Annotated in this window: 22 protein-coding genes; 16 read left to right on the forward strand and 6 right to left on the reverse strand. The window is 59.8% G+C overall.

What is annotated here, in order from left to right; genetic code table 11:
- Positions 1 to 80 precede the first annotated feature (80 nt).
- Positions 81 to 689, reverse strand: coding sequence for a type 3 fimbria major subunit MrkA (gene mrkA, locus ACOI6Z_RS06975; RefSeq protein ID WP_000756959.1), 609 nt, complete (start codon positions 687 to 689; stop codon positions 81 to 83).
- Between the two features lie 705 nt (positions 690 to 1,394).
- Between mrkA and ACOI6Z_RS06980 the strand changes: the two genes are divergently transcribed.
- Positions 1,395 to 1,604: a DUF1471 domain-containing protein gene (locus ACOI6Z_RS06980; protein WP_002916131.1), complete on the forward strand. Its 210-nt coding sequence runs from the start codon at positions 1,395 to 1,397 to the stop codon at positions 1,602 to 1,604.
- A gap of 95 nt (positions 1,605 to 1,699) precedes the next feature.
- Here ACOI6Z_RS06980 and ACOI6Z_RS06985 read toward each other — a convergent pair whose 3' ends face one another.
- Positions 1,700 to 2,596, reverse strand: a complete 897-nt coding sequence (locus ACOI6Z_RS06985) for an EamA family transporter (RefSeq protein ID WP_023290933.1) — start codon at positions 2,594 to 2,596, stop codon at positions 1,700 to 1,702.
- 81 nt (positions 2,597 to 2,677) lie between these two features.
- On the opposite strand from ACOI6Z_RS06985, the gene ACOI6Z_RS06990 reads away from it, so the two are divergent.
- Complete coding sequence (locus tag ACOI6Z_RS06990) at positions 2,678 to 3,184, forward strand: MarR family winged helix-turn-helix transcriptional regulator (protein ID WP_023290934.1); 507 nt, start codon at positions 2,678 to 2,680, stop codon at positions 3,182 to 3,184.
- On the opposite strand, the gene ACOI6Z_RS06995 is transcribed toward ACOI6Z_RS06990, so the two are convergent.
- Positions 3,181 to 4,137: a nickel/cobalt transporter gene (locus ACOI6Z_RS06995; RefSeq protein WP_065813440.1), complete on the reverse strand. Its 957-nt coding sequence runs from the start codon at positions 4,135 to 4,137 to the stop codon at positions 3,181 to 3,183. The genes ACOI6Z_RS06990 and ACOI6Z_RS06995 overlap by 4 nt on opposite strands.
- 399 nt (positions 4,138 to 4,536) lie before the next feature.
- On the opposite strand from ACOI6Z_RS06995, the gene ACOI6Z_RS07000 reads away from it, so the two are divergent.
- The gene (locus ACOI6Z_RS07000) at positions 4,537 to 4,782 is read left to right on the forward strand and encodes a hypothetical protein (RefSeq protein ID WP_023290936.1); all 246 of its coding nucleotides are present in this window, start codon (positions 4,537 to 4,539) and stop codon (positions 4,780 to 4,782) included.
- Between the two features lie 348 nt (positions 4,783 to 5,130).
- On the opposite strand, the gene ACOI6Z_RS07005 is transcribed toward ACOI6Z_RS07000, so the two are convergent.
- On the reverse strand, positions 5,131 to 5,391 hold the full coding sequence (locus ACOI6Z_RS07005; RefSeq protein WP_032428979.1) for a hypothetical protein: 261 nt from the start codon (positions 5,389 to 5,391) through the stop codon (positions 5,131 to 5,133).
- Positions 5,392 to 5,559: 168 nt separating this feature from the next.
- On the opposite strand from ACOI6Z_RS07005, the gene fimB reads away from it, so the two are divergent.
- From fimB to ACOI6Z_RS07050, 9 genes are all read left to right on the forward strand, one after another.
- Positions 5,560 to 6,165, forward strand: a complete 606-nt coding sequence (fimB, locus tag ACOI6Z_RS07010; protein WP_050533775.1) for a type 1 fimbria switch DNA invertase FimB — start codon at positions 5,560 to 5,562, stop codon at positions 6,163 to 6,165.
- Positions 6,166 to 6,617: 452 nt separating this feature from the next.
- A complete protein-coding gene (gene fimE / locus ACOI6Z_RS07015; protein WP_032454002.1) occupies positions 6,618 to 7,226 on the forward strand; it encodes a type 1 fimbria switch DNA invertase FimE in 609 nt (202 codons plus the stop codon).
- Positions 7,227 to 7,705: 479 nt separating this feature from the next.
- Positions 7,706 to 8,254 (forward strand): type 1 fimbrial major subunit FimA, encoded by a 549-nt coding sequence (gene fimA, locus ACOI6Z_RS07020; protein ID WP_004205364.1) that lies wholly within the window; start codon positions 7,706 to 7,708, stop codon positions 8,252 to 8,254.
- A 71-nt stretch (positions 8,255 to 8,325) separates the two neighbouring features.
- A complete protein-coding gene (locus ACOI6Z_RS07025; protein WP_012967260.1) occupies positions 8,326 to 8,862 on the forward strand; it encodes a fimbrial protein in 537 nt (178 codons plus the stop codon).
- A gap of 70 nt (positions 8,863 to 8,932) precedes the next feature.
- Complete coding sequence (locus ACOI6Z_RS07030; protein ID WP_369808580.1) at positions 8,933 to 9,616, forward strand: fimbria/pilus periplasmic chaperone; 684 nt, start codon at positions 8,933 to 8,935, stop codon at positions 9,614 to 9,616.
- A gap of 81 nt (positions 9,617 to 9,697) precedes the next feature.
- Positions 9,698 to 12,310, forward strand: coding sequence for a fimbrial biogenesis usher protein (locus tag ACOI6Z_RS07035; protein WP_420687114.1), 2,613 nt, complete (start codon positions 9,698 to 9,700; stop codon positions 12,308 to 12,310).
- A 10-nt stretch (positions 12,311 to 12,320) separates the two neighbouring features.
- Positions 12,321 to 12,851: a fimbrial protein gene (locus ACOI6Z_RS07040; protein WP_065813326.1), complete on the forward strand. Its 531-nt coding sequence runs from the start codon at positions 12,321 to 12,323 to the stop codon at positions 12,849 to 12,851.
- Positions 12,852 to 12,878: 27 nt separating this feature from the next.
- Positions 12,879 to 13,364: a fimbrial protein gene (locus ACOI6Z_RS07045; protein WP_072199039.1), complete on the forward strand. Its 486-nt coding sequence runs from the start codon at positions 12,879 to 12,881 to the stop codon at positions 13,362 to 13,364.
- Positions 13,365 to 13,381: 17 nt separating this feature from the next.
- Positions 13,382 to 14,287 carry a fimbrial protein gene (locus tag ACOI6Z_RS07050; protein WP_049013376.1) on the forward strand — a complete coding sequence of 302 codons (906 nt, stop codon included), beginning with the start codon at positions 13,382 to 13,384 and terminating at the stop codon, positions 14,285 to 14,287.
- Positions 14,288 to 14,554: 267 nt separating this feature from the next.
- Here ACOI6Z_RS07050 and ACOI6Z_RS07055 read toward each other — a convergent pair whose 3' ends face one another.
- Together ACOI6Z_RS07055 and yjdI are read right to left on the reverse strand one after the other, a co-directional pair.
- The gene (locus ACOI6Z_RS07055) at positions 14,555 to 14,827 is read right to left on the reverse strand and encodes a GNAT family N-acetyltransferase (protein ID WP_002916201.1); all 273 of its coding nucleotides are present in this window, start codon (positions 14,825 to 14,827) and stop codon (positions 14,555 to 14,557) included.
- Positions 14,828 to 14,838: 11 nt separating this feature from the next.
- Positions 14,839 to 15,069 (reverse strand): 4Fe-4S mono-cluster protein YjdI, encoded by a 231-nt coding sequence (yjdI, locus tag ACOI6Z_RS07060; protein WP_004205354.1) that lies wholly within the window; start codon positions 15,067 to 15,069, stop codon positions 14,839 to 14,841.
- 224 nt (positions 15,070 to 15,293) lie between these two features.
- Between yjdI and ACOI6Z_RS07065 the strand changes: the two genes are divergently transcribed.
- From ACOI6Z_RS07065 to ACOI6Z_RS07080, 4 genes are read left to right on the forward strand one after another with little or no spacing between them, the layout of a single operon-like run.
- A complete protein-coding gene (locus ACOI6Z_RS07065) occupies positions 15,294 to 15,566 on the forward strand; it encodes a YtcA family lipoprotein (protein ID WP_032454006.1) in 273 nt (90 codons plus the stop codon).
- Positions 15,567 to 15,572: 6 nt separating this feature from the next.
- The gene (gene mdtN / locus ACOI6Z_RS07070; protein ID WP_065813327.1) at positions 15,573 to 16,598 is read left to right on the forward strand and encodes a multidrug transporter subunit MdtN; all 1,026 of its coding nucleotides are present in this window, start codon (positions 15,573 to 15,575) and stop codon (positions 16,596 to 16,598) included.
- A 12-nt stretch (positions 16,599 to 16,610) separates the two neighbouring features.
- On the forward strand, positions 16,611 to 18,548 hold the full coding sequence (mdtO, locus tag ACOI6Z_RS07075; protein WP_044524652.1) for a multidrug efflux transporter permease subunit MdtO: 1,938 nt from the start codon (positions 16,611 to 16,613) through the stop codon (positions 18,546 to 18,548).
- The gene (locus tag ACOI6Z_RS07080) at positions 18,545 to 19,993 is read left to right on the forward strand and encodes an MdtP family multidrug efflux transporter outer membrane subunit (protein ID WP_044524654.1); all 1,449 of its coding nucleotides are present in this window, start codon (positions 18,545 to 18,547) and stop codon (positions 19,991 to 19,993) included. The genes mdtO and ACOI6Z_RS07080 overlap by 4 nt, the downstream gene beginning before the upstream one ends.
- Positions 19,994 to 20,097: the final 104 nt, after the last annotated feature.

The raw sequence follows: 20,097 nt of genomic DNA on the forward strand, positions 1-20,097 counted from the left end.
AAAATACAAGCGGCGGACATTGCCGCTTTATTATTGTTATTAACTGCCCCATCGCGGGGCAGTTTTATTTTCTGACGGAATTACTGGTAAGTAATTTCGTAAGTCGCGTAGCTGTTTACCACACCGGTGGTCACAGTGGTCGGCGCGCTGGTGGCGTAGCCTACGTAGTAGGTGAAACGCGCGCCATCGGCTACAGCGGAAGCATCGCCTTTCGCTTTCGGCTGAGTGCTGTCACCCGGGATGATTTTGTTGGTCAGCGCGGTAGCGTTGTCAGTAGACAGCACCAGCTGGATGTTCTGAGCACCGGAAGCTTCGGTGTTCGCCAGGTAGCCCTGTTGTTTGCTGGTTGCGCCAGCCAGCAGGTTACCGCCGGTCCAGTTTACGCCCAGTTTGCTTACGTCATCCTGTTTGGTGCCGTCAGCCGCCTGGCAGTTAGAGACGTCAATGGTGAAAGATTTCGGTTTCAGGTAAGTATCCGCTGCTGCCGCTTTAACTTCAGTCAGGGTTACCGGAGACAGGTAAACGTTCGCATCGCTGCCCTGGCCGTTAACAGAAACAGTACAGGATACATCGGTAACTTTACCGAAGAAATTAACCTGGCCGCCGCCAACATTGGTATCAGCTGCATGGGCAGCAGTCATGCCAAAAAACGCGGTTGCCATTGCTGCAGAGAGAAGAACCTTTTTCATTGCCATTTCCTTGTCAGAGTGAATTACGAATCAATGAGCACACTGTGAATTCGCATAGAACCAGAAACATCAGGCGATGCTGATTTATGCCACTGCTAATAGAATCTTCGACTGACCGGGAGCCGCAATATTTAAGGCGTCAGGTAACGAACCAAAAAATATAAGTTCGCTGGTGCTATCGGCGTCAAAGAATGCTATTTATTCGCCGACAAATATACATTTGTTCACGTTTCATTAAGTTATATAACATATACCTAATGGCTATTAATAAATAATTATTGATAGGTGAAAACGGGGTGGTGGTTGTTTACAGCACGGAAAGCCTGACGCCAGGGTACGAGAGAAATGGCCGCCACAGCATGCCGAAATGGCCGCCAGAGGGCTATTGCGAATCGTCCGAATCCGCCATGACGGCGGTTAAAAACCGCCCAAACAATTCACACAATGAATGGTAAACGCGTAAATGAGGCGCATTCCACACTCTGAGCACAGGCAGTCCGCGTGATATCCCCTGCAGAAATTAATCACTAATCCTTTGTTTTTAAATTAAAAAATAGAGGAAGCTTCATTTCCCCATCATCAAACCACCATAAAAATGTGATCTAAATCGCACTTTTTGCCACGCGCGTTATAGTTAGCAGACTTATTATAAGTCCATCGAAAGCAAACACGCTTTCCACCATAAAAGTTAAAAGGACAAACACCATGAAAAACGTAAAATTACTCGCCGCTGCCGGTATGCTCTCCCTGGTCTCTTTCGCTAGCTTCGCTCATCCGGTGAGCGTAACAGCAGATACCCTGGACAGCGCAGAAGCGAAAATCGCGACCATTGCGAAAGAACAAGGCGCTTCTTACCACATCACCGAAGCGTACACCGGCAACCAGGTCCATATGACCGCCGAGCTCTCTAAATAAGCGAATGGTTGCAGAGGGAGCTGCCGGACAGGCCGCCTGCGGGCGGCTGGTCTGGCTCCCGCCGCCTACCCCGCACACAGCAATGTCGAGCCCCGTTATGGGGCTTTTTTCGTTTTTGCCCCCGCCGCCTGGCGCGCCAGCGCGCGCTGAATAGACAATACGCTCGCCAGCACCACGATCAGCCCGACCAGCGCCATCCCCTGGATCGTTTGTCCAAGGAAAATCCACCCCAGCACCACGGCGGTCACCGGGCTCAGCAGGCTCATTGCCGACACCGCCACCGGCGAGAGGCGGCCAATCCCCCGGAACCACAGGCCATAGGCCAGCATGGCGCCCGCCACGCACAGCCACAGATAGCCGGCCGCCTGCAGCGCAGTCACCTGATGCAAAGGGGGGTCAACGATCAGCGCCACTGGCGCCAGCACCACCCCGCCGATCGCCAGCTGCCAGCCGGTTAACGCGACGATCGGCAGGGAGAGCGCCCAGCGGCGGGAGAGCCAGGTGCCCAGCGCCATACTGATCGCCCCGAGAAACGCCGCGCCGATGCCCAGCGGGTCGAGGACGGTGCGCGGCGACAGCAGCAGCATGGCCATACCGAGTATGCCGGCGAGGGCTGAGAATACCGCCAGCCAGGGCGAGCGCTGCCGGTCTACGCACCAGGCGAGAAGCATCACCAGCAGCGGCTGGATCGCGCCAATCACTGCCGCCAGCCCGCCGGGTAAGCGATAGGCGGCGATAAACAACAGCGCCTGAAACGCGCCGATATTTAAGATGCCGGTAACGATAAGCTTTAGCCATTCGCCGCGCTGCGGAAAGCGGCGGCTCCAGATCAGCAGGGCGATACCTGCCGGCAACACCCTCAGCAGTGCGGCAATAAACGGCCGGTCAGGGGGAAGAAACTGGGAGGTGACGATGTAGGTCGTCCCCCAGATAGCGGGCGCCAGCGCCGTGAGCAGCAGGTCGAGCATCAGACTACGCGAGAGAAAAGCCATGATTTTATCTTCACTTCAAGTTAAATTGGTGCCTCAAGTATGTACCCGCAATTATCTTGATATCAAGACAAGTGAGCACTCATGGACAAATCACCGCCGATCGACGCCGTTGATCGGATTCTCGCCCAGTGGCAACGGGAGCGGCCGGATCTCGACTGCAGCCCAATGGGGCCGATTGGCCGTCTGAAACGGTGCGCCATGCTGCTGGAGCCGCAGGTGGAAGTGGCTTTTACGCGCCACGAACTGGTGCGCTGGGAGTTTGACATGCTGGCGACGCTGCGCCGCGCCGGGGCGCCGTTCATTCTTTCGCCGACCCAGCTCTTCTCCACGCTGATGATCACCTCCGGCACCATGACTCATCGCCTGAAGGCGCTGGAAAAACGCGGGTTTATTACCCGCCTGCCCAATCCGGAAGACGCCCGCAGTATGCTGGTCGCCCTGACGCCCGCCGGACGTGAGCGCATCGATGAGGCGGTGGAGACCCATGTCGATAATGAACGGCAGCTGCTGGCGGGGCTCAGCGATGGCGAGCGCCAGCAGCTGGATCAGGCGCTGCGGATATTGATGCGCCTGCTGGAAAGCCGTTAACAGCCCGCGGCGATAAAGTCGCCGTTAGCGCTGATCGGCACCACGGTGAAAAACAACCCGGCGGCAAAGAGGATCAGCGCCAGCCCGCCGAGGATCTTCACCAGCGGCACCAGCCAGGGCCGCGGACGGCTGGTCGCCGCCAGCCGGTTGACGGTACGGTGACGGGCATAGTGCACCGCCAGCGATAGACCGAGGATCGAGAGCGCGGTGCCCAGCGCCATGGTCATCACCGCGGCGATGCCCCAGCTGACGATCCCCAGCGCGTTGGCGAACAGCAGGATCATAATCGCTCCGCTGCAGGGCCGGGCGCCGATAGCCAGCACCACGCCCAGACGTGTCTTCCAGTCGGCGCCCTGCAGGTCCTGCCCCACGCCGTGGTGCCCGCAGCCGCACGCGGCATCATGCTGATGCGCCGGCCTCAGGGCGCGTATCCTTGTTTTACCCGGCCGCAGGCTTTGCAGCGCGCGACAGATAACGTAAACCCCAAAGGCGGCGATGGTCAGGGCGCTGATCTTCTCGACGTACCAGCGGCTGGCGCTGAGATCGCCGGCGGCCAGATTCAGCCCCACCGCGAGAATATAGACAAACAGGATGGCGCTCACGCCCTGCAGCAGGCTGCCGAGAAAAGGCACCACCCGCGCCGCGGTCAGGCTCTCCTGGTTGGTGCTCAGGTAAGTGGTGACGATAAACTTACCGTGGCCCGGTCCGATAGCGTGCAGCACGCCGTAAAGAAATGCGCCCACCAGCAGCCAGACGCCGCCGCTGTACTGATGGTTGTTCAGCAGCAAAAGGTACATCACCAGATAGCGATGCAGGGTAATTTGCGTGGCGAGGCACCACTGGAGAAAGTCGCTCCAGTGGCTGTGCAAGGTGACGCCGGCGGCCAGCAGAAGAAGGCCGCCGCTCCCGGCGACCAGCAGGCGCCAGTCGCGCTGCGCAATCGGAATCATCATCGTTATGCCATGGTGAAAAGAGATGAACCACCGGACGACAATCTCATGCCCGGCGAACAATAGTGCCTGTTTTCAAGGATGGATGATTTGTCGGCGTTTTTCTCGTCAATGCTCGAGGTCACAAGGCTCCGCATTATCAGCATCAGCGGGCTCCTGTACCTACCCTCTGCCCTATCTTTGCACAAAGCACTTTACTCTCTTCAGCATACCACAGACGTTTGTTTTTAATGCTGGCACCCTGAATAACATATAAGAGCAGTCGTTACACGTCTAAAAACAGATAAAAATAAATCAGTTATCGCTATCCTGGCACTTTATGTACTTTATCATCCTGCGCATCAGGCACGAATATTCATTAACTGCTATTTATTTAATACATGCATTAACAGGACCACTCCGATGAAAAGATGTTTACTCGCCCTGGCGTGCGTCGCGCTGCTGACGCCCTCGCTTTCGGCGCAGGCGACCTGGCGCAGCGACCAGCGCCAGGACGCCCGCGATATCCGCCAGGATAGCCGCGAGCAGGGCCGTGAAACCAAGCAAGAGTGCGTCAGCAACAACAATCAAAGCAACGCCAGCTGCCGTCACGATAAGCGGGAAAACCGCCGCGAAGGTCGTCAGGAAGCCCGCGACGAAAAATGGTAAGTCAGCCTGCTCCGGCGAATGTCAGATCGAGGTCTTCTGCCACCGGAGCCTTTCACTCCGCCTGTGACGCCGGACGGTCGCGTCCAGCCCTGCCTGCCCTTTATTCTTAGTTTGCTGCAGAATATTACCCGCAACCGGTCCGCAGTCCATGGCTACTAATACCCACAGCCTGATATCACCGCTACCGCCGATTACCGCCCGCTGCTACCCCTGCACTATTAAGATTAAGCTCAACCCTTTAAATAATACGTAAAGTGCCCTTACAGAGACAATGGCTATTATCCCCAGGCTTTTTGCAGTATGGTTTAATCACTGTTGTAGTTTTGCAGTGAATGCTATCCAGACGGTTCAAGGTTGTATTCTGTCTGAGAAATTACTCATGCCATTCCCGTCGCTGAGATACGGGCGGCCGGCTGGCTGACGCCGTGCCGCCCCGACAGCCGGGAAATAAATCATGACGGCATTGATGGCCGCCTTGCCGTGGCCGGAAGCCAGTGCCTTCATCATCACGTGGGCATCATCAAGAGGATCAGGGATGTACAGGACGTGGAAACCTCCAGGAAAGATTCGCCAGTTCAACCAGCTAACCCTTTCTTTACCCTTCAGCATGCGGCGTCTTATCGCAGGGGATGGCGATAGCCCATGACACTGCGTGCACCCGTAGCAAATAAAAACGTTATCAGCACGCTGTTTAAAAATAAAAAGGCAGTCGCATTTAACAATGACCTGACGCAGGCCTGGAAAGCGTAATATTTGCCTGCCATAAAAGGGAACACCATGACGAATAACGCCGATATTAAAAAAAGGAACTTCCTGACTCAGAATGAAATCGAGTCGCTACTAAAAGCCGCCGATAGCGGTCCCTACGCCGCACGTAATTATTGCCTGACGCTGCTGTGCTTCATCCATGGTCTGCGCGCCAGCGAGATCTGTCGCCTGCGAATATCCGATATCGACCTTGCTTCCCGCTGCGTTTATATCCATCGGCTAAAAAAGGGGTTCTCGACCACCCACCCTTTGCTGAATAAAGAGATCCACGCCCTAAAGCGCTGGCTGGCCATTCGCAACACCTGGCCGCAGGCCGCCAGCGAGTGGCTGTTTCTCTCCCGCAAAGGCAATCCCCTTTCCCGCCAGCAGTTCTATCAGATTATCGCCTCTTCTGGCGACCAGGCGGGATTGCCGCTGGAGATCCACCCGCACATGCTGCGTCACTCGTGTGGCTTTGCGTTGGCCAATATGGGTATCGATACCCGCCTGATCCAGGACTATCTCGGACACCGCAATATTCGCCATACCGTCTGGTATACCGCCAGCAACGCGGGACGCTTCTATGGTATCTGGGACAATACGCGCGACAAACAGCGCCTGACGCTGCTTCAGTAAGCCTGACGCCACGGATGGCGTTGTACCGCGTTGCGGGGAAATTAAATATCAATAAATTAACCCTCGGTTAATTATGATTACTGTTCCCGCAAGTTCTTATTTAATCCTGCGGTCACCTCGTTCAATTAACCCTGCATAAATTCCGGTTTTGCCGTGACTATTTATTGTTGGCTAAAATCCATCCCGCTATTTTTAAAATCTATCGTTTGAAAAAAACCTTTTATTTTATGCACATGCTATGAAACCCGAGCAGATCTATTGTGGCCTTGCTTAAAATCTCTAAAATTAAGAATTATCGCCAGGCGATATTTTGACTGGCTGTAAATATAATATGCTATCTATGCGTGGTTAATCGCCTTCACCTTGTACCGTTCTCGCATTCCGGATCTTTTCCGTCATGGCGTATGGTTTCGCCATGACGACCCCTCACATCTTTTTCAGGAGCAACTATTGTGAACCGACGTCGTTTTCTTACCGCCAAAGAAGTTCAGGCTATGATGCAGGCCGCGCGTCAGGGCGCCACCGGCGAGCGGGACTACTGCCTCATACTGCTCGCCTTTCGCCACGGGATGCGCATCAGCGAACTGCTGGATCTGCACTATCACGATCTGGATCTACGGGAAGGCCGGGTCAATGTGCGGCGGTTGAAGAACGGTTTTTCGACTATTCACCCGCTGCGCTTTGATGAACGTGAGGCTATTGAGCGCTGGAGTCAGGTCCGCGCCGGCTGGAAAGCGGCGGCCAAAACCGACGCGCTGTTTATCTCCCGTCGCGGTACCCCGCTCTCACGCCAGCAGGCATATCGTATTATTCGCGCCGCCGGGGAAAAGGCAGGTACCGTAACGCAGACCCACCCCCATATGCTGCGTCACGCCTGCGGCTACGAACTGGCGGAAAGAGGGACAGATACCCGTTTGATCCAGGATTATCTCGGTCATCGTAATATTCGACACACGGTGCGCTACACCGCCAGCAATGCGGCGCGTTTTGCCGGAATATGGGAAAGAAATAATCTTATTGGAGAAAACAATGCAGAAGCGGGAATTGATACAACCGATTGAATTTAATTAAAAAAATAAACCGTGAACAGGTCAATTGGGGCCAAACTGTTTATATCATAAAAATGTTTTGACATATTTTGCAACTCACCACGCCATATTTGTGCAAAAAAATTCATAATCATCTGATTTTAAATCATTTTTAAAACATCAATTACGCACTTTTCTCACCCTGACCTCCCGGGGCATCGACGCGCCTTCGCCAGCGGCATCGCTCTTCCTTTCGCACTCCGCCAACAACCACAGATTAAATATCCATATAAACAACATTTCTCAGAACTTAACACCATAAAACAGGCGTAATTAAACGGAAATCAGATCGTTTATCTCAACGAGTCAAAATGGCCCCAATTGTCTCATCGGTTGGGCGAAAACTGTGCAGAGCCGGCAGCCGGACCACTCGGCTGAAATCTGAAATGCCTGGAAGGCACAACGGCTGCCAATCCGGTTCGTTATTTCGACATCGTTCAAAGGAAAACAGTATGAAAATCAAAACACTGGCAATGATTGTTGTGTCAGCCCTGTCTCTGAGCTCCGCGGCGGCCCTGGCCGATACCACCACGGTTAACGGCGGGACCGTCCATTTTAAAGGGGAAGTCGTTAACGCGGCCTGTGCGGTAGATGCCGGCTCTATCGATCAAACCGTCCAGTTGGGCCAGGTGCGTTCCGCGAAACTGGCCACGGCGGGGAGCACCAGTTCGTCCGTCGGTTTCAACATTCAGCTGGATGATTGTGACACCACGGTAGCAACCAAAGCGTCCGTCGCCTTCGCCGGTACGGCTATCGACAGCAGCAATACCACCGTTCTGGCGCTGCAAAACTCTGCCGCCGGCAGCGCGACCAACGTCGGCGTACAGATCCTCGACAACACCGGCACGCCGCTGGCGCTGGACGGCGCCACCTTCAGCGCAGCCACCACCCTGAATGACGGCACCAACATCATTCCGTTCCAGGCGCGTTACTACGCCACTGGCGCCGCGACCGCCGGTATCGCGAACGCGGACGCCACCTTCAAAGTGCAGTACGAGTAAGGCAACCATCAGGCAAGGAAGCCATCCGGGCCAGGAGGGCCCGCGCATAATTTTGCAACCGGGGTGAAACGATGCAGGGAATGAAATCGGGTCTGCTACTGCTGCTGCCTCCGCTGGCGCTGGCCGGTAATCAGTGGAACGTCACGCTGCCGGGAGGGAGCATGCGCTTTCAGGGCCTGATCATGGCCAGTTCCTGCCGCGTTGAAGCCGGCGATCGGCAGATGACGGTCAATCTGGGACAGATCAGCAGTAACCGATTTCACGACGTGGGCGAAGACAGCAACCCGATCCCTTTCGCGATTCATTTACAGGATTGCAGTACGGCGGTCAGCCAGCATGTCGGGGTGGCATTTCACGGCGTGGCTGACGGCAAAAACCCCGATGTGCTGTCGGTGGGCGAAGGCCCGGGGATCGCCAGCGGGATCGGCATTGCGCTGTTCGACAGTCAGGGCCAGCAGCTGCCCCTCAATCGTCCGCCGGATCGCTGGGTGCCGCTCTACCGCGGACCGACGACGCTAAATTTCGTCGCCAAATATCGGGCGACCGGACGCCAGGTCACCGGCGGGGCGGCCAACGCCCAGGCCTGGTTCTCATTAACCTACCAGTAATCAACCCGCAGACCAGCAGGACAACACCGTGAGCAGACAAGGAGATAATGTGAGAAAAACGGCAACGACGATACGCGGCATACTGACGGGATGTGCGCTTTTCGCCGCCAGCGCGTTGAGCGCCAGCGCGCACGCGGGCGTCGCGCTGGGCGCGACCCGGGTCATCTACCCGGCGGGTCAGAAACAGGTCCAGCTGGCGGTCACCAATAACGACGACAACAGCACCTGGCTTATTCAGTCATGGGTGGAAAATGCCGATGGGCAGCGAGACGGCCGGTTTGTTATCACTCCCCCCCTGTTTGCCATGCAGGGCAAAAAAGAGAACACCCTGCGCATTATCGACGCGACCAATAACCAGCTGCCGCAGGATCGGGAAAGCCTGTTCTGGATGAACGTGAAGGCCATTCCTTCAATGGATAAATCGAAGCTCAGCGACAACACCCTCCAGCTGGCGATTATCAGCCGCATCAAGCTCTACTACCGACCGGCAAAACTGGCCCTGCCCCCGGATCAGGCGCCGGATAAGCTGACCTTTAGCCGCAACGGATCGTCGCTAACGCTGACTAATCCCACCCCCTATTACCTGACGGTGACCGAACTGAACGCCGGAACGCGCATTCTGGAAAACGCCCTGGTGCCGCCGATGGGCAAAACCAGCGTCAAGCTGCCCGCGGATGCCGGCAGCACCATCACCTATCGCACCATTAACGATTACGGCGCGCTGACGCCGAAAATGAATGGCGTACTGCGTTAACTCTGGTGTGCCCCGCCGCGCGGGCCACGCTGCGCATGACCAGAAGCACTGACTGCCGGGCAACGTCGGACCGGAGGGATTATGTCACATCGAAAATATGGACTGGACCGTGGAGGTCGCCGAAGCGCCCGGCGCCTGATTACGCCGGCGCTGACGCTGTGGCTCTGCTCGCAGCCGTTTGCCGCGCAGGCGGACCTCTATTTTAACCCCCGCTTTTTAGCTGACGATCCGGCGGCGGTGGCAGACCTGTCGGGATTTGAAAAAGGCCAGGAGGTCCCGCCGGGCACCTATCGCGTCGATATTTACCTCAATAACGGCTATATGACTACCCGGGACGTTACTTTCCAGGCCGACGCGCAGGGCCATGGCCTGTCGCCCTGCCTGACCCGCGGCCAGCTGGCGAGCATGGGGGTGGATACCGGACGGGTGACGGGCATGGCGGCCCTGGACAGTAAGGCCTGCGTGCCGCTAACGACGCTCATCAGCGAAGCCACCACCCGCTTCGATGTCGGCCAGCAGCGCCTGTATCTCACCGTACCCCAGGCGTTTATGGGCAGCCACGCCCGCGGCTATATTCCGCCGGAGCTATGGGATAACGGCATCACCGCCGGGCTGATTAACTATAACTTCACCGGCAATAACGTTCATAACGCCACCGGGGGGAACAGCCGTTACGCCTATCTGAATCTGCAGAGCGGGCTGAACCTCGGCGCCTGGCGCCTGCGCGATAACAGCACCTGGAGTTACAGCAGCGGCGGCAGCGCCTCATCCAATGAGAACCGCTGGCAGCACGTCAACAGCTGGCTTGAGCGGGACATCATTCCCCTGCGGTCGCGGCTTACCCTCGGGGATAGCTACACCAACGGCGATGTCTTCGACGGGATCAACTTCCGCGGCGCGCAGCTGGCCTCCGATGACAATATGCTGCCGGACAGCCAGAAAGGCTTCGCGCCGGTGATCCACGGGATCGCCCGCGGCACCGCGCAGGTGTCAGTCAAACAAAACGGCTACGAAATCTACCAGAGCACGGTGCCGCCGGGGCCGTTTACCATCGACGATCTCTACGCCGCGGGCAACGGCGGCGATCTGCAGGTCACCATTAAAGAAGCGGATGGCACCCGCCAGGTCTTCAGCGTGCCCTGGTCAACGGTGCCGGTGCTGCAGCGCGAAGGCCATACCCGCTTCGCCCTCTCCGCCGGGGAGTACCGCAGCGGCAACAGCCAGCAGGAAACACCCGACTTTTTCCAGAGCACGGCCATGCATGGCCTGCCGGCCGGCTGGACCCTGTACGGCGGCGCCCAGCTGGCGGACCGCTATCGCGCCTTTAACCTCGGGGTAGGGAAAAACATGGGCTATTTCGGCGCCTTGTCGCTGGATATCACCCAGGCCAACGCCCCCCTGCCTGACGACAGCGAGCATCAGGGACAGTCGGTGCGCTTTCTCTATAACAAGTCACTGGATGAGACCGGCACCAACCTGCAGCTGGTGGGCTACCGCTACTCCACCCGCGGCTACTATAACTTTGCCGATACCACCTACCGCCGGATGAGCGGCTACAGCGTGGAAACTCAGGACGGGGTTATCCAGGTGAAACCCAAATTTACCGACTACTACAATCTGGCTTACAGCAAACGCGGCAAGGTGCAGCTGAGCGTGACCCAACAGCTGGGGCGCACCGCCACCCTCTATCTGAGCGGCAGCCACCAGACTTACTGGGGCACCGACGATGCCGATGAGCAACTGCAGGCCGGCCTCAACGCCGCCGTAGACGATATCAACTGGTCGCTAAGCTACAGCCTGACGAAAAACGCCTGGCAGCAGGGACGCGATCAGATGCTGGCGGTTAACGTCAATATCCCCTTCAGCCACTGGCTGCGCTCCGATAGCCGTTCGGTCTGGCGGCACGCCAGCGCCAGCTACAGCCTGTCGCACGATCTCAATGGCCGCATGACCAATCTGGCAGGCCTGTACGGCACCCTGCTGGATGACAACAACCTCAGCTATAGCGTGCAAACCGGCTATGCCGGCGGCGGCAACGGCGACAACGGGAGCACCGGCTATACCGCGCTCAACTACCGCGGCGGCTACGGCAACGCCAACGTCGGCTACAGCCGCAGCGATGGCTTTAAACAGCTTTACTACGGGGTCAGCGGCGGCGTGCTGGCGCACGCCAACGGCATCACCTTGAGCCAGCCGCTGAACGATACCGTGGTGCTGGTGAAAGCCCCCGGCGCCGGCGGCGTGAAGGTCGAAAACCAGACCGGGGTACGCACCGACTGGCGCGGATATGCCGTCCTGCCGTATGCCACCGAGTATCGCGAAAACCGGGTCGCGCTGGACACCAATACCCTGGCGGACAATGTCGACCTTGATGATGCGGTGGTCAGCGTGGTGCCTACCCATGGGGCGATCGTCCGCGCCAGCTTTAACGCCCAGGTGGGGATGAAGATCCTGATGACGCTCACCCATCGCGGCAAACCGGTGCCGTTTGGCGCCCTCGCCACCAGCGACAGCAACCAGAGCGGCAGCATCGTCGCGGATAACGGTCAGGTCTACCTCAGCGGGATGCCGCTGGCGGGTAAGGTGCGGGTGAAATGGGGCGATGGCCCCGACGCCCAGTGCGTGGCCGATTATCGTCTGCCGCCGGAGAGCCGGCAGCAAGCGCTCAGCCAGCTGTCCGTCGCGTGTCGCTAAGGAGATGATGATGAGAACACCGCAGTATCTGCTGGGCGCCCTGCTCACGCTGGCCGCGCCGCTGGCCTTCGCTGCCGACAGCACGATCGCCATCAGCGGCTATGTGCGCGACAACGCCTGCGCGGTGGCCGGAGAGTCGAAGGAGTTCACCGTCGATTTGCAGGACAACGCCGCGAAGCAGTTTTACGCCGTCGGGGCAACGACCCCGCCGGTGCCGTTCCGTATCGTGCTGTCGCCCTGCGGCACTTCCGTCACCGCGGTGAAGGTCGGCTTCACCGGCGTGGCGGACAGCGTCAATACCAGCCTGTTAAAACTCGACGCCGGCGCCTCGGCGGCGGCGGCGGGAATGGGGGTGGAGATTCTCGACCAGCAGCAGTCCCGGCTGCCCGTCAATGCCCCGTCGTCAGCCATCGCCTGGACCACGCTGACGCCGGGCCAGACCAACATCCTGAACTTTTACGCCCGTCTGATGGCGACCCAGGTGCCCGTCACCGCCGGGCATGTCAATGCGACAGCGACATTCACCCTGGAATTTCAGTAAGCGGAGACTGCAATGAAATGGACCCACGTGGGCTGGCTGCTGGCCGGCCTGTTAACCGCGAGCCCTTCCCTGCGGGCGGCCGATGTCACCCTCACCGTCAACGGGAAGGTGGTGGCCAGACCCTGCACGGTCTCCACCGTCAATGCCACCGTCGAGCTGGGCGATCTTTACACCTTCAGCCTGATCGGCGCGGGCTCGGCATCGGCCTGGCACAGCGTGGCGCTGGATCTCAGCAACTGCCCCGTCGGTACCTCACGGGTGAAGGCCACCTTCAGCGGGACCGCGGACAGCACCGGCTATTACAAAAACCAGGGGACGGCAGGCAATATTCAGCTCGAACTGCAGAGCGAGGACGGCGCCACGCTGAACAACGGCAGCAGCCAGTCGGTACAGGTGGATGAGGCCAGCCAGTCCGCCCGCTTCCCGCTGCAGGTCAGGGCCCTGTCGGTCAACGGCGGCGCCACGCAAGGCACCATTCAGGCGGTGATTAACGTCACCTATACCTACGCCTGAGCCAGGAGAGCATCATGATGAAAAAAATTATCCCTCTGTTCACCACCCTGTTGCTGCTGGGCTGGTCGATAAACGCCTGGTCCTTCGCCTGCAAAACGGCCACCGGCGCGACGATCCCCATCGGCGGCGGTTCAGCCAACGTCTACGTTAACCTGACCCCGGCGGTCAACGTCGGGCAAAACCTGGTGGTCGACCTCTCCACGCAGATTTTTTGCCATAACGACTATCCGGAAACGATCACTGACTACGTGACCCTGCAGCGCGGATCCGCCTATGGCGGCGTGCTGTCGAGTTTCTCTGGCACCGTGAAATATAACGGCACCTCTTACCCCTTCCCGACCACCACGGAAACGGCGCGGGTGATTTACGATTCACGGACCGATAAGCCCTGGCCCGCCGTCCTGTATCTGACGCCGGTCAGCACCGCCGGCGGGGTGGCGATCACCGCAGGATCGTTAATCGCGGTGCTGATCCTGCATCAGACCAACAACTACAATAGCGACTCCTTCCAGTTCATCTGGAACATCTACGCCAATAACGACGTGGTGGTCCCCACCGGCGGCTGCGATGTCTCTGCCCGCGATGTCACCGTCACTCTCCCCGACTACCCGGGCTCCATGGCCGTGCCGCTCACCGTGCACTGCGCGCAGAGCCAGCAGCTGGGGTATTACCTCTCCGGCGCCACCGCAGACAGCGCCCACGCGATCTTCACGAACACCGCCTCCGCCTCGCCGGCGCAGGGGATAGGCGTCCAGCTTACCCGCAACGGCAGCGCCGTGCCGGCGAACAGCACGGTCTCGCTGGGCACCGTCGGAACCTCGCCGGTCAATCTCGGCCTGACGGCGACCTACGCCCGGACCACAGGCCAGGTCACCGCCGGTAATGTGCAGTCGATCATCGGCATTACCTTTGTCTATCAATGATGACCGATGACATCCTCTCTTCCTGCTCGCTGGCCGCCCGGGGGTTGAACCAGCGGATGCTGAACGCGGCGAAGCGGCTGGCGGGGGTAAAAAGCGGGTGGAACATCCCCCGCATATGGCCCCTCGCTTTCCGCGCAGGTAGCCGCCTCGTTCATCAGCAAACTCACGGTCGGCGTTTGAACAGGCATGGGGGGAAGCGATGAGTGACTAATGGCGCGGATGCGCTGGCGAGTGAAAAGCGCACCGGTTTACACCGGTGCCGGTACGTCAGGCGCGAATATCGTCGTATTCGCGGGTGTTATCGAATTCATGTTTGGCAAACGGGCAGAGTGGAATAATCTTCCGCTGCTCCTGGCGCATTTTTTCCACCACCTTCGCCACCAGCTGTTTCCCCACGCCCTGGCCTTTCAGGCTGGGATCGACATCGGTATGTTCGATAATGCTGAGGTGTTCGCCGGTGGGAACAAAAACAATCTCCGCGACCTGGTTACCCTGCGCGTCGTTAACATAAAATTTGTTGTGCCCTTCCAGTATTTCCATCTTCTCCTCGCTTATTTATGACGATATTGCAGGGCGCCGCTCGGGCAGGTATCGATCACCTTCACCACCGTCGCGACATCCACTTCATCCGGGATGATCCACGGCTTACGCTTGAGATTGAACAGCTTCGCGCTGCCGCGCACGCAGTTCCCGGAATGCTGACAGATCGCCGTATTAAAGTAGACGTCGATTTTCTCCCCGGTGTAGGCCCGGTAGCCGGCTTCCAGTAATTCCTTATCCATGACATTGCCTCGGTCTTGTTTTATGACTTTCAGGCTAAGCATAGCCCTCCCCGTGACGGCTGACTATGCGCAAGTCGGTAATGGGCGTCAGGAGAGGGATTTGGCGCATCCTCCCGCTCTTCCGGCGCGCACGGATCCCGCAGTCAACGAACGGTTGACTTTCATTCCCGCAACGAGGCGATTACACTCATGACACACTGGTAAGAGCACTCAGGGATGTTCCATTGAATCATATTGCCACCATAGCCCGCCCGGCGCGGCTACTGCTCGTCTTGCCGCTCACCGGCTGCTCACTCTCACCAGCGATCCCGGTATTGGGTGCCGCGTTCCCCGGCTGGTTTTTCTGCTTGTTGGGCGGCGCGTTTTTACTCATCCCCTGCCATATCCTGATTACCCGTAACGGCTGGCAGCCGCGCTTTTCTCCCCTGGTCTTCAGCTATGTCGCGCTGATGTTCCTGTTCGCCACGCTGCTGTGGTTTCTGTTTTTTGTTCACTGATCGCTTATGACTACTTCCCGCACTCCCCTGTTACGCAAGAAATGGCCTCTGCTGGCGCTGGTCCTCGCCGCCATCCTGGCGCTGATCTTGGTTATCTGGCAGTTGCAAACGTCGCCGGAGACCAATGACGCCTATGTCTATGCCGATACCATCGATGTGGTGCCCGAGGTCAGCGGACGCATCGTGGAGATGCCCATCCGCGATAACCAGCGGGTGAAAAAAGGCGATCTGCTGTTCCGCATCGACCCCCGTCCCTATCAGGCGATGCTCGATGACGCGAAAGCCCGGCTGACGACCCTCGACGCGCAGATTATTCTGACCCAGCGCACCATCAAAGCGCAGGAGTATAACGCCCAGTCGGTAGCGGCCGCCGTCGAGCGCGCCAGAGCGCTGGTCAAGCAGACCACCTCCACGCGCATCCGCCTTGAACCGCTGGTGCCGCAGGGGTTTGCCTCGCAGGAAGATCTCGATCAGGCGCGCACCGCCGAGAAAGCGGCGCGGGCGGAGCTGGAAGCCACGCTGCTGCAGGCCAGACAGGCCTCGGCGGCCGTGACCGGCGTGGATGCCATGGTGGCGCAACGCGCCGGGATCCTGGCGCAAATCGCCCTCGCCGAACTGCATCTGGAATTTACCGAAGTGCGCGCGCCGTTCAACGGCGTGGTAGTGGCGCTGAAAACCACCGTCGGCCAGTACGCCTCGGCGCTGAAGCCGGTCTTCACCCTGCTGGATGACGACCGCTGGTATGTGATCGCGAACTTCCGCGAGACCGATCTGAACAACGTGCGCCCCGGCGTGGCGGCGCGGATCACCGTGATGACCAACCACAACCGGACCTTTAACGGGGTGGTCGATTCGGTCGGCTCCGGGGTCCTGCCCGAAGGCGGGAGCGTCATCGAAGGCCTGCCGCTGATCCAGAAAAGCATTAACTGGGTCCACGTCTCGCAGCGCTTCCCGGTGAAAATCGCCGTCAGCGATCCCGATCCGGCTCTGTTCCGCATGGGCGCCTCGGCCAGCGCCGTGCTGCAGCCGTAGCCGGGCGACGCGATGTTTCCTCTCGCCCATTTTTTACGCCAGGAACTGCGCGACGCGCCGGGACGCGCCAGCTACACGCTGCGCCTGACGCTGAGCTGTGCGGTGCTCATCACCCTGTTCATGACCCTGCAGATCCCCTTCCTGGCCGTCGCGCTGATCGTCGTGTTCTACGTCAGCCAGCCTAACGTGTTGATGATTAAGTTAGTCAGCGTGGTCTTTTTTGTCACCGTCAGCGTGGCGCTCGGCGGCGTGCTGCTGATCATCAAGTGGACCTATGACTACCCGCTGATCCGCCTGGCGGCCTCCGTGGCGCTCTTTTTCTGCGCCATCTATCTGATGCGGGTGCTGGGCAAGCTGGGACTGGCCTTTTTCGTGGTGGCGCTGGCGGTGATTTACGCCCAAACCTTCCCGTCGATGACCAGCCAGAGCGAGATCCTGGTGCGTCTGCTGCTCTGGCTGTGGGTGGCGATTAACACCGCGATCCTTGTCACCCTGCTGGTCAACGCCTGTTTTCAGCAGGCCTTTCCCGGCAACCAGTTTAAGGCGCGTCTGGCGGAGATGCTGCAGTCGGTCGCCAGCCGGCTGGCGACCCCGGGCGGAGAAACGCCACCGACCTTCGGCGAGACCGCCGCGCAGTTCAACCAGCTGCAGTCGCTGTTCGCCCAGGCCTGCCGGGCGACGCCGGAGATCGCCGCCGATCCGCAGGCCTGGCGCTCGCGGCTGGCCGCAACCCTGCGCTGCTACCAGCTGGCGGCGCTGCTGCAAGCGGACGAGGCCGATAGCGACGATCGCCTGCTGCTGTCGCAGGCGGTACTGCAGCTGAAGAGCGCCCTTAGCGAGGGGCCGTTTGACGGCGCCATTCCCCCCCTGGCGCTCAGCGGCCGCGGCGCCAATCGCGCCGTTCTGCAGGAGATGGCTGCCCTTCTGCAGCAGCTGGCCCAGGGTGAGCCGGTGGCCCTGCCGCAGGGCGAGGTGGAAAAACCGCCTCTGCTGGCGCCGGACGCCTGGCGCAACCCGGCGTATCTCCATTTTGCGCTCAAGACCCTGCTGGCGACGCTAATCTGCTATGTCTTCTATACCGCTGCCGACTGGCAGGGGCTGCACACCATTATGCTGAGCTGCGTGATCGTCGCCCAGCCCGGGCTGGGCGCCACGATGCAGAAGACGTGGCTGCGCATCGGCGGCGCGCTGCTCGCCACTCTGCTGGCGCTGCTGTTAATCGTCTTTGTCCAGCCCTGGACCGACTCGCTGTCGGGGCTGCTGGCGATGTCCCTGCCGGTGCTGGCGCTGGCGGCCTGGATTGCCGCCGGCTCGGAGCGTATCGCCTACGCCGGGATCCAGATTGGTTTCACCTTTGCGCTGGCCTTCCTCAGCTGGTTTGGTCCGCTGACAAACCTCACCGAGCTGCGGGACCGGGTGCTGGGCATCCTGCTTGGGGTGCTGGTCTCCTCCATTGTCCATTTGTATCTCTGGCCGGACAGCGAAGCGCCGCAGCTGAAATCGCGCCTCGCCGGACTCTATCGCCGGCTGGCGGACTGCCTCGCCGCCCCGCACGATGCGGTGCCGCTGGCCCCTCTGTTTGTCGCCTTCACCGACAGCGAAGCGCTGATCCATCGGGTTCGCGCCGAACCGCTGGGTACGTATGCCCACCCCTGGCCCCAGGCGAAAGACTGGCCGGTGCGCGCCACCCTCGCCCGGGCCGAGGAGATCGCCCGCCTCAGCGAAGGGTACCGGCTCAACGCCGCGCCGGGAGACCCGACCCTGACCCGCTGCGCCGAACAGCTGCGGCGCTACGCCGAACGTATCGAACAGGAGGCGACAGCGCCTGCCGAGCAGCTGGCCGCCGACCTGACTAACCCCTTTGGCCCGGCGCTGGCCGCCGCGCTGGCCGCCCTGCCCGACTGGGGCCCGACACCGATAGCGACTGAGCAACAGGCTAAAACGTCATGATGATCCTTCCTTTCTCCGCGCGGCTGCGCGGCACTCTCCTTACCCTGACGCTGACGCTGCTCAGCGGCTGCGCGCTGATCCAGGACGAGCCAGCCCAGGTCGCCATCGTCAATCCGCAGCAGGCCCAGCTGGCGCAGGTGATCCACCTGGCGAATAGCGACTGGCCGGCAGCCCGCTGGTGGGAGGCCTATGAGGATCCTCAGCTTAATATGCTGATCAACCGGGCGCTGCAGAACTCGCCGACCATGCAGGCCGCCCGGCTGCGCATCTCTCAGTCGCAGTCCACGGTGGAACTCGCCCAGTCGGCGATGGGCCTGCAGGCCACCGCCGTCGCGGCGCAAAACCGCCTGCGGATCACCGACAAATCCTTTAGCTGGCCCTACTCCTACTCCCTGCCGGTGGATAAGAACGGTCCCTGGTATACGCTGAACACCGTTGGCGTCGGGGCGCAGCTGAATATCGATCTCTGGGGAGCCGATCGCGCCCGGGTTGCCGCCGCCATTGGCGAGAAAAACGCCCGGCTGGCGGAGACCGCCGGCATTGAGCTCGACATCGCCAGCAGCGTGGCGCAGCTCTATTTCGCCATGCAGGCGACGTTCCAGAAAATCGCGCTGCTGCAGGACCTGGAAGGCATTGCCCAGTTCTCGGTGGCGGCCCACGAGCATCGGACCCAACGCGGCGTGGAAGACAGCGTGGATGTGGCCAACGCCCAGGCCGAGCAGCTCGCCGCCCGCCAGCAGATCATCAGCGCCGAGGGGACGCTGACCCAGTATCGTGAAACCCTGCGGGCGCTGATCGGCGCCGATGCGCAAAGCATGCCGGCGATCCATCCGGTGGCGCTGCCTGCGCTCCAGGAGACGCTGCCGCCGTCGCTCTCTTTCGAGCTGCTGGCCCGCCGCCCGGACCTGCAGGCGCTGCGCGGGTATGTGACCGCCTCCCTGAGCCAGGTCGATGCGGCGAAAGCGGCGTTTTATCCCCATTTTGATATCAAAGCGTTCTGGGGTTATAACGCCCTGAGCGTCGGGGATCTGTTTAAGTCCTCTTTCCAGCAGATCAACCTGCTGCCTGGGCTCTATCTGCCGATCTTCGACGGCGGTCGTCTGAACGCCAATCTGCAGTCGGTGCGCACCGCCAGCAATATTCTGATCAAACAGTACAACCAGGCGGTGTTGGACGCGGTTCGCGATGTCGCCATCAGCTCCAGCCAGCTTAACGACCTGAATCAGCAGCGCGCGCTGCAGCAGCTGAAGGTCACCGCGGCGCAGACCACCACCGACAGCGCTCGCGCCCATTATCAGCGCGGCCTGCTCAGCCGCTACGCCGCCGAAGAGGCCCGGCGGGCGGTCCTTGCCCAGCAGCTGTTGCTGCTGGATATTGAGGCCCAGCGGTTGAGCACCGACATTACCCTGATCAAAGCCCTGGGCGGCGGCTACCGCGGCCAGTAACAAAAATGGCTTCCCCGGTGGGGAAGCCATTAAACCGTCTTCAGGGATTGCCCGGCGGCGCTGCGCTTGCGCGGGCCTACGGCCAACCGCATAACGGGTTGATA

This window comes from Klebsiella sp. C239 (assembly GCF_048822715.1).
GTDB lineage: Bacteria > Pseudomonadota > Gammaproteobacteria > Enterobacterales > Enterobacteriaceae > Klebsiella > Klebsiella quasipneumoniae.